Below are 8,134 nucleotides of genomic sequence, written 5' to 3'. Positions count from 1 at the left end.
CCCCCCCGAAGCGCCGGGGGCGCTTCCCCCCAGGGGGCGCAGCTGCGGACCGGCGGAGCCGGATCCGCGCTGCCCCGATGGCGGGAGGATGTGCCTGGTTGGGCGGGCGTCTTGCTTGGCTGCCTTTGGGGGATTGGACGCCTCTATAGATAGCTGGTGGTAGGCGGGAGGCGCTTCAGCCCTTCTCGGCTTCGGAGCGGGTGGCCACCACCTGCAGCTTCAGTTCGCCCAGGGCCTGGAACAGCGCGTTGCGGCTGGATTCCGGCATGTCGCCGAACATGTTCTTGACCCAGGTCTCGTGGGCGCGGGCCATGCGGGAGAAGGCTTTCTTGCCTTGCGGGGTGAGCTTGATCAGCGAGCTGCGGCGGTCGGATTCGACCTTGGTGCGGACCACCAGGCCTTCCTTTTCGAGCTGGTCGGTGATGCCGGTGATATTGCCGTTGGTGACCATCATGTGGCGCGACAGCTCGCCCATCTTCATGCCCTTGGGCGCGCGTTGCAGCTGGGCCATCAGGTCGAAGCGCGGCAGGGTGGTGTCGAAGTCGTTGCGCAGCCGGCTGCGGATCTCGCCTTCGATCAGGTTGCAGCAGGTCAGCATGCGCAGCCACAGGCGCAGCGCGTGGTGGTCGTCGGGCGCGGCGCGGGATTCCAGGTCGGGGGTGTCGGTCATGGCGGAAGAGTTACCGGGAGGGCGGTTGGTCGGCGGGCGTCGGCGCCGCGGGCGCGCGGCCCGGCGCGTGCGTCTTGAGCGGCGGCGCAATGTCGGGTAAGGTCGCGCGGTCAGGGGAGCGGAACAGCGTAGCCATGCGGTAGTTTATTGGTAAAAACCCTAGACTTGTTTTGGCGAATACTTTAAACCTAAACTATGAAGCACGCCAGCCTTCCCCATGTCCCGCGGCGGGGGCGGGTGTCGCAAGCTCCCGTATGACTCCCGTTTGACGGCGGCGCACAGGCGCCGGCAGGCCGGGAAGAAGTCTTTCGAATCGCACCTCCAAAAAGAACATCTCTGCGCGGGCTCGCGCACGGAGCATCCACCATGCGTTTGATCACTTCCCTAATCGCCGCGGCCGCCCTGGTCCCGGCGCTGGCCCAGGCGGATGCCATCAAGGTCGGCATCGCCAACGACATTTCGGGTCCGTTCTCGGCGCTGGGCGCCGAGGCCCGCGACGGCTTCAACCTCGCCATCAAGCAGCTGGGCGGCAAGCTGGGCGGCCAGCCCGCCGAATTCCTGCAGACCGACATGGGCGGCAATCCCGACCAGGCCCGCCAGCTGGTCACGCGCTACCTGCAGCGCGAGAAGGTCGATTTCTTCACCGGCCCGATCGGCTCGAACGTGGCGCTGGCCGTGGGCCCCGCGCTGTTCGCCGCCAAGGTCCCCTACCTGTCCAACAACCCGGGCCCCAGCCAGTTCGCCGGCGCCCAGTGCAATCCGTACTGGTTCGGCACCTCGTACCAGAACGACGCCTTCCACGAGGCCGCCGGCAAGGTCGCGGCCGACAGCGGCTTCAAGAAGATGTTCATCATGGCCCCCGACTATCCGGCGGGCAAGGACGCGCTCAACGGCTTCAAGCGCGGCTACAAGGCCGCCCCGGGCGACGAGGTCTACACCAAGCTGGGCCAGATCGACTACGCGGCCGAGCTGGCGCAGATCCGCGCGGCCAAGCCGGACGCGGTCTACATCTTCCTGCCCGGCGGCATGGGCATCAATTTCGTCAAGCAGTTCGTGTCTGCCGGCCTGTCGCAGAGCATCAAGCTGATCGGCCCGGGCTTCTCGGCCGACGAGGACGTGATCCAGGCCGTGGGCGAGCCCATGCTGGGCATGGTCAACACGGCCCAGTGGGCGCATGACCTGGACGTGCCGCAGAACAAGGCCTTCGTCGAAGCCTTCCGCAAGGAATACAACGGCCGTTATCCCTCGGTCTACGCGGCCCAGGCCTACGACGTGATCATGGCCATGGACGCGGCGGTCAAGCAGGCCGGCGGCAAGGCCAGCGATCGCGACGCCATCGTGCGCGCGCTGGAAAAGGCCGACTACCCCTCGGTGCGCGGCAGCTTCACCTATGGCAAGAACCACTATCCCATCCAGGCCTATTACCAACGCGTGATCCAGAAGGACGCGAGCGGCCGCATCACCAACAAGCTGGTGGGCAAGGTCTTCGACAAGTACCAGGACGTCTACGTCGGGGAATGCAAATAGGGCCACCCCCGAAGCGCTGACGCGCTTCCCCCTAGGCGGGCCCCCTCAAGGGGGCATGCCTGCGGACCGGCAAAGCCGGATCCGCGGCATCCCGATCGTGGGGCACCCGTTGCGTCGTTGGGCACTTCCTCGAGGTTGGTCTCGTGGCATGCGGTGGGTAGGCGGTATCTGATATTGAATCGACCGTGCGCCAGGCCATCGGCGGCGCGCGGCAGGGGGTAGTGTTCATGACGTTTACGCTGATCGTCGAGCAATTGCTGAACGGTCTGCAGTTTGGGTTGATGTTGTTTCTGATCGCGGCCGGGCTGACCCTGGTGTTCGGCATCATGGACATCATGAATCTGGCTCACGGCTCGCTCTACATGGCCGGCGCCTACGTGGCCGCCGAGACCATGCAACGCACGGGTTCCTTCACCGCCGCTGTCCTGGTGGCGGCCGTCGCCACCGGGCTGGTCGGCGTGGCGTTGGAGCTCACGCTGATCCGCCGCCTCGCGCTGCGCGACCACCTGGCCCAGGTGCTGGGCACCTACGCCGTCATCCTGATCGCCAACGACCTGGTCAAGATGATCTGGGGGCCGGCGCCGGTCATGCTCAACATGCCGGCGGCGCTGTCCGGACCGGTGCGACTGTTGCCGGACCTGCTCTATCCCGCTTACCGCCTCATGATCATCGCCTTCGGCGTGGCCGCCGCGCTGGGCCTGTATTGGTTCGTGACGCGCACGCGCGCCGGGGTGCTGGTGCGCGCCGGCGCGTCCAACCGGCAGATGGCCACGTTGATGGGCGTGCGCGTGCCGCTGCTGTTCCTGGGCGTGTTCGCGCTGGGCGCCATGCTGGCTGCCGTGGCCGGCGCGCTGCTCGGCCCGATCACCTCGGTGCAGGTGGGCATGGGCGAGGAGATCCTGATCCTGGTGCTGGTCTGTATCGTCATCGGCGGCATCGGCTCGATCCGGGGCGCCTTCGTCGGCGCCTTGCTGGTGGGCATGGTGGACACGGCGGGCCGGGCCTTCCTGCCCATGCTGCTGCGCCAGGTGTTCTCGCCCGCCGTGGCGTCCAGCGTGGGGCCCACGCTGGCGGCCATCGCCATCTATGTGCTGATGGCGGCGGTGCTGGTGTTCCGGCCTTCGGGCCTGTTTCCGGCGCGGGGGTAAGGCAAGATGCGCAAACAGACTGCCTGGACCCTGGTCCTGCTGGCCCTGCTGGCGGTGTTTCCCCTGGTCGCGCCCGCGCTCGGCCTGGACTTCTATATTTCCTTCGTGCGCCGCGTGCTGATCTACGCGCTGGCCGCCACCAGCCTGAACCTGATCCTGGGCTACGGCGGCATGGTGGCGCTGGGCCACGCGGCCTTCTTCGGCGCCGGCGCCTATGCGGTGGGCATCCTGGCCATGTCGGGGGTGACGTCCGCGCTGGTGTCCTGGCCGGTGGCCGTGGCGCTGGCGGCCGTGCTGGCCTGCATCACCGGCGCGATCTCGCTGCGCACGCGCGGCGTGTACTTCATCATGATCACGCTGGCCTTCGCGCAGATGCTGTTCTACATCTTTATTTCGCTGCGGCAGTATGGCGGCGAGGACGGGCTGAACCTGCCGGGTCCGTCCACGCTGCCGGGGCTGTCGCTGGGCGACGACGTGTCGTTCTACTACCTGGTGCTGGCGCTGTTCACGCTCCTGTCCTGGCTGTTCGGACGGCTGGTGGCCTCCCGCTTCGGCACCGCGGTGCAAGGCATACGCGAGAACGAGTCGCGCATGGAGTCTCTGGGCTATCCGGTCTACCGAATCAAGCTGGCCGCCTTCACGCTGAGCGGCGCCGCGGCCGGACTGGCCGGCGCGCTGCTGGCCAACCACAACCTGTTCATCTCGCCCAGCCTGATGCACTGGACCCAGTCGGCCAACCTGCTGATCATGGTGCTGGTGGGCGGCATCGGCCTGCGCCATGGCGGCGTGGCAGGCGCGGTGGTGATGCTGACGCTGGAAGAGGTTCTGCGCTTGTGGACGGAATACTGGCACCTGCCGCTGGGCGTGCTGTTGCTGGGCGTGGTGTTCGGCGCGCCGCGCGGGCTGGTCGGCCTGCTGGGGCCATGGTTCGCCGGCCGCGCGACGGCGCGGCCGGGCAAGGAGGGATCGCGATGAACGCCGTCAATTCCGCGGTGCCAGCCCTGGAGGCGCGCGGCCTGGTGCGCCGCTTCGGCGCGCTGGTGGCGACCGACCAGGTATCGCTGAGCCTGGCGCCGGGCGAGATCCATGCCCTGATCGGCCCCAACGGCGCCGGCAAGTCCACCCTGATCCACCTGCTCTCGGGCACGCTGGCGGCCGACGCCGGCACGCTGCTGCTGGGCGGGCGCGACGTCACCGGCATGAACGCGCACCAGCGCGTGGCCGCGGGCCTGTCGCGCTCGTACCAGATCACCAATATCTTCAAGCAGTCCTCGGTGCTGGACAACCTGGTGCTGGCGGTACAGGCGCACGCGGGCAGCAGCTTCCGCTTCTGGCGTCCGCGCGCGGCCGAGACCGCGCTGTATGAACAGGCGCGCGAGCTGGCGCGCGAATGCGCCATCGACGCCAGCCTGCTGGAGCGTCCGGCCGGTACGCTGCCGCACGGCGAGCAGCGCAAGGTGGAGTTCGCGCTGGCCCTGGCCGCCCGGCCCGCCGTGCTGCTGCTGGACGAACCCATGGCCGGCATGGGGCCGGACGAGACGCTCAGGCTGACCGAGCTGATCGAGGCCATGCGCGGCCGCGCCGCCATGCTGCTGGTCGAGCACGACATGCAGGCCGTGTTCCGCCTGGCCGACCGCATTTCGGTGCTGGTGTACGGCCGCGTGATCGCAACCGGCACGCCCGACGAGATCCGCGCGAACGCCGACGTGCGTCAAGCCTATCTGGGTGACGAGGAAACCGCGCCCGCCCGCCAGGAGACTGCCTGATGCTTTCGATCGAATCGGCCAAGAGCGGCTACGGCGCGAGCCAGGTGCTGTTCGGCGTGGACCTGCGTATCGGCGCGGGACAGGTGGTGACCTTGCTGGGCCGCAACGGCATGGGCAAGACCACGCTGCTGCGCACCCTGTTCGGCCAGCTGCCGCTGCGCGGCGGCGCGATCCGCTTCGCCGGGCAGGACATCAGCGGCTGGAGTCCGGACCGCATCGCGCGCCTGGGCATGGCCATCGTGCCGGAAGGGCGGCAGTGCTTTCCCAACCTGACGGTGCGCGAGCACCTGACGGCCTTTGTCGCGGCGCGCAATCCGGACATCGGCGCGCCCTGGACGCCCGAGCGGGTGTTCGAGCTGTTTCCCCGCCTGGGCGAACGCGCCCGCAACATGGGCAACCAGCTGTCCGGCGGCGAACAGCAGATGCTGGCCATCGGCCGGGCGCTGGTCACCAATCCGCGCCTGCTGATCCTGGACGAGGCCACCGAGGGCCTGGCGCCCAAGATCCGCGAGGAAATCTGGAACTGCCTGGCGCGGCTGCGCGAGGCCGGCCAGACCATCCTGGTGATCGACAAGTATGTCGAGCGCTTGCTCAGCCTGGCCGACCAGCACGTGATCCTGGAGCGCGGCAAGGTGGTCTGGACCGGCGACTCGCCGGCGCTGGACGCCGATCGCGGCCTGTGGGAACGCTATCTCGGGGTGTAGCGAGAAAGCCGCAATCCCCCTGCGCCGCCGGTTTGAAGATGCGACATAAACGGCAATAAAACCACATATAGTTTGCCGCAAGGAAAAACTTGACGCACAAAACGCTTCAAGGCGTTTACACCCGTTTCCATCGCCTGCGCGGTTCTCTACACTAAGCGCGCCACGCACCAGCTCGGTGCGTGGCCATCACTGCCCACGAGGCGGGTCGAGCGCGCGGCGGCAAGCCCTGCCCGCGGCCGCGGACTCGCGGCCGGGACGGCAGGCCGCGCATGCAAGACACTTCGCGCACGCCGCTACTTATCCAGTTGTCAGGAAGACTACGCATGGCGAAATGGGGTTTGCGCAAAAAATCGCTTATGGCTTTGCTGCTGGCGTGCCTGGTCGCGCTGGCGCCGGCCGCATTGATCGGCTGGCAGCTGCTGGACGGCGTCAGGGATCACTTCGGGCGGGCATTCGCCGACAACTTCACGCAACTGAACCGCCAGCGCATCCTGGCGCCGGTCTCGCGCGAACTGGCCCTGTCGCTGCGCCTGGCCGACAGCGAGGTCACGCGGCGCTGGCTGCGCAATGAGTCCGATCCGGCCGCGCGCGAGCTGTTCTTCCGCGAAGCCGACGGCTACCGCCGCGATCTGCTGGGCCGGGCCTACTTCATCGCCAGCGCCGCCACCGGCAACTATTACTTCAACGACGACCAGCCCTTGTCCGAGGCGCCGCGCTACACGCTGAGCCGCGGCGCCGCCGATGACGGCTGGTTCTACAAGTCGCTGCAGGCGTCCGCGCTCTACAACATCAACGTCAACCCCGACCTGAAGCTCAAGACCACGCGGGTCTGGATCAACGCCCAGGTGCGCGACGGCGACAAGGTGCTGGGCCTGACCGGCGCCGGCCTGGACGTGGGCGGCTTCCTGCGCGACTTCGTCAATAGCGGCCAGGCCGGCGTCACGCCCATCATCGTCGACGAGACGGGCGCGATCCAGGCGCACATGGATCCCACGCTGATCGCCTACAACTCCGGCGCCGGCGGCGCCGACGGCCGTGGCATGGTGTTCTCCCTGCTGGACCCCGGCCCGGGGCGCGAGGAACTGCGCTCGGCCATGCACGCGGCGCAGGCCGATCCACAGTCGGTGCAGTCGGCCTGGGTCGCGGTGGACGGCCACCGCCAGCTGGTGTCGGTGGCCTACATGCCCGAACTGCACTGGCATGTGCTGACCCTGGTGGACCTGGGCGCGGCCCGGGTGCTGGACACGGGCTGGATCTGGCCGGTGGCGGTGGGCCTGGTGCTGCTGTTCGCGGCCATGCTGCTGTGCTTCGGCTACGCCGTCGAGCGGTTGATGCTGCGGCCGCTGCGCCGGCTGCAGCAATCGGCCCGCGCCATCGCCAACGGCAGCTATGACGTCAGCCTGCCGCCCGGAGGCCAGGACGAGATCGGCGATCTCAGCAATGCCTTCGGCGTCATGGCCGACAAGGTGCGCCAGCACACGGCCGAGCTCGAGAGCAAGGTGCGCGAGCGCACCTCGGAGCTGGAAAACGCCAACCGCGCCATGGCCGCCGCGCACAAGAAGATCGGCGACTCCATCGACTACGCCAGCCTGATCCAGCGGGCCATCCTGCCGGATCGCCAGCTGACCCAGTCGCTGGGCGAGCATCACTTCGTGCTGTGGAAGCCGCGCGACGTGGTGGGCGGCGATTTCTACGTGTTCCGCTCCGATGGCGGGAATTGCCTGCTGGGCATCATGGACTGCGCCGGCCACGGCGTGCCGGGCGCGCTGATGACCATGCTGGCGCGCGCCGCCATCGACCTGGCGATCACCGAGGTCGGCCCGTCCGATCCGGCCGCCGTGCTGACCCGCACCGACAGCGCGATCCGCGCCATGCTTGCGGACGCGCAATTGCCGAGGGCGCTGGCGACCAATACGGACGCGGGGCTGGTATATATTGACCGCCAGGCTGGCCTGCTGCGCTACGCGGGTGCGAAGATCAGCCTGTACGCCAGCAATGGCGATGCGTTGCGCGAAGTTCCCGGAGGAAAGCGTGCGCTGGGTGATAAACGCGCGGGCGTCTACGAGAATATCGAGCTGTCGATGGAACCGGGCTGGACCTACACCCTGGCGACCGACGGCTTCCTGGATCAGGCGGGCGGTGAACATGGCTTCGGCTTCGGCAACACGCGCTTCGCCGACATGCTCAAGACCCACGCGCGGCGGCCGTTAACTGAACAGGTCGCCGCGTTCACGCAGGCGCTGGCCGATTATCAGGGCGGCCAGCCGCAGCGCGACGACATCACCTTGCTGTCTTTCCGTTTCGAATAATCGTTATCAG

Annotated in this window: 7 protein-coding genes; 6 read left to right on the top strand and 1 reads right to left on the bottom strand. The window is 68.0% G+C overall.

Features of this window, described 5'->3' with window-relative positions:
• Positions 1-175 precede the first annotated feature (175 nt).
• A complete protein-coding gene (locus AC6LJ5_RS23030; RefSeq protein ID WP_103272290.1) occupies positions 176-670 on the bottom strand; it encodes a MarR family winged helix-turn-helix transcriptional regulator in 495 nt (164 codons plus the stop codon).
• Positions 671-1,036: 366 nt separating this feature from the next.
• Between AC6LJ5_RS23030 and AC6LJ5_RS23025 the strand changes: the two genes are divergently transcribed.
• The 6 genes from AC6LJ5_RS23025 to siaA all read left to right on the top strand — a co-directional run bounded on the left by AC6LJ5_RS23025 (position 1,037) and on the right by siaA (position 8,124).
• Positions 1,037-2,197, top strand: coding sequence for an ABC transporter substrate-binding protein (locus AC6LJ5_RS23025; RefSeq protein ID WP_103272291.1), 1,161 nt, complete (start codon positions 1,037-1,039; stop codon positions 2,195-2,197).
• A gap of 227 nt (positions 2,198-2,424) precedes the next feature.
• On the top strand, positions 2,425-3,345 hold the full coding sequence (locus AC6LJ5_RS23020) for a branched-chain amino acid ABC transporter permease (RefSeq protein WP_103276304.1): 921 nt from the start codon (positions 2,425-2,427) through the stop codon (positions 3,343-3,345).
• A gap of 6 nt (positions 3,346-3,351) precedes the next feature.
• Positions 3,352-4,320, top strand: coding sequence for a branched-chain amino acid ABC transporter permease (locus tag AC6LJ5_RS23015; protein ID WP_498141722.1), 969 nt, complete (start codon positions 3,352-3,354; stop codon positions 4,318-4,320).
• The gene (locus AC6LJ5_RS23010; protein WP_392409220.1) at positions 4,317-5,111 is read left to right on the top strand and encodes an ABC transporter ATP-binding protein; all 795 of its coding nucleotides are present in this window, start codon (positions 4,317-4,319) and stop codon (positions 5,109-5,111) included. The genes AC6LJ5_RS23015 and AC6LJ5_RS23010 overlap by 4 nt, the downstream gene beginning before the upstream one ends.
• Entirely contained in the window at positions 5,111-5,815 is a 705-nt protein-coding gene (locus AC6LJ5_RS23005) for an ABC transporter ATP-binding protein (protein WP_103272294.1), read from the top strand. Before AC6LJ5_RS23010 ends, AC6LJ5_RS23005 begins: the two co-directional genes overlap by 1 nt.
• Before the next feature lie 323 nt (positions 5,816-6,138).
• Entirely contained in the window at positions 6,139-8,124 is a 1,986-nt protein-coding gene (gene siaA, locus AC6LJ5_RS23000; protein ID WP_199770968.1) for a biofilm regulation protein phosphatase SiaA, read from the top strand.
• Positions 8,125-8,134: the final 10 nt, after the last annotated feature.

The organism is Achromobacter sp. 1011791174, assembly GCF_059760925.1.
Note: the sequence above shows the minus strand (reverse complement) of the source record. Positions and strands in the feature narration are given on the sequence as shown.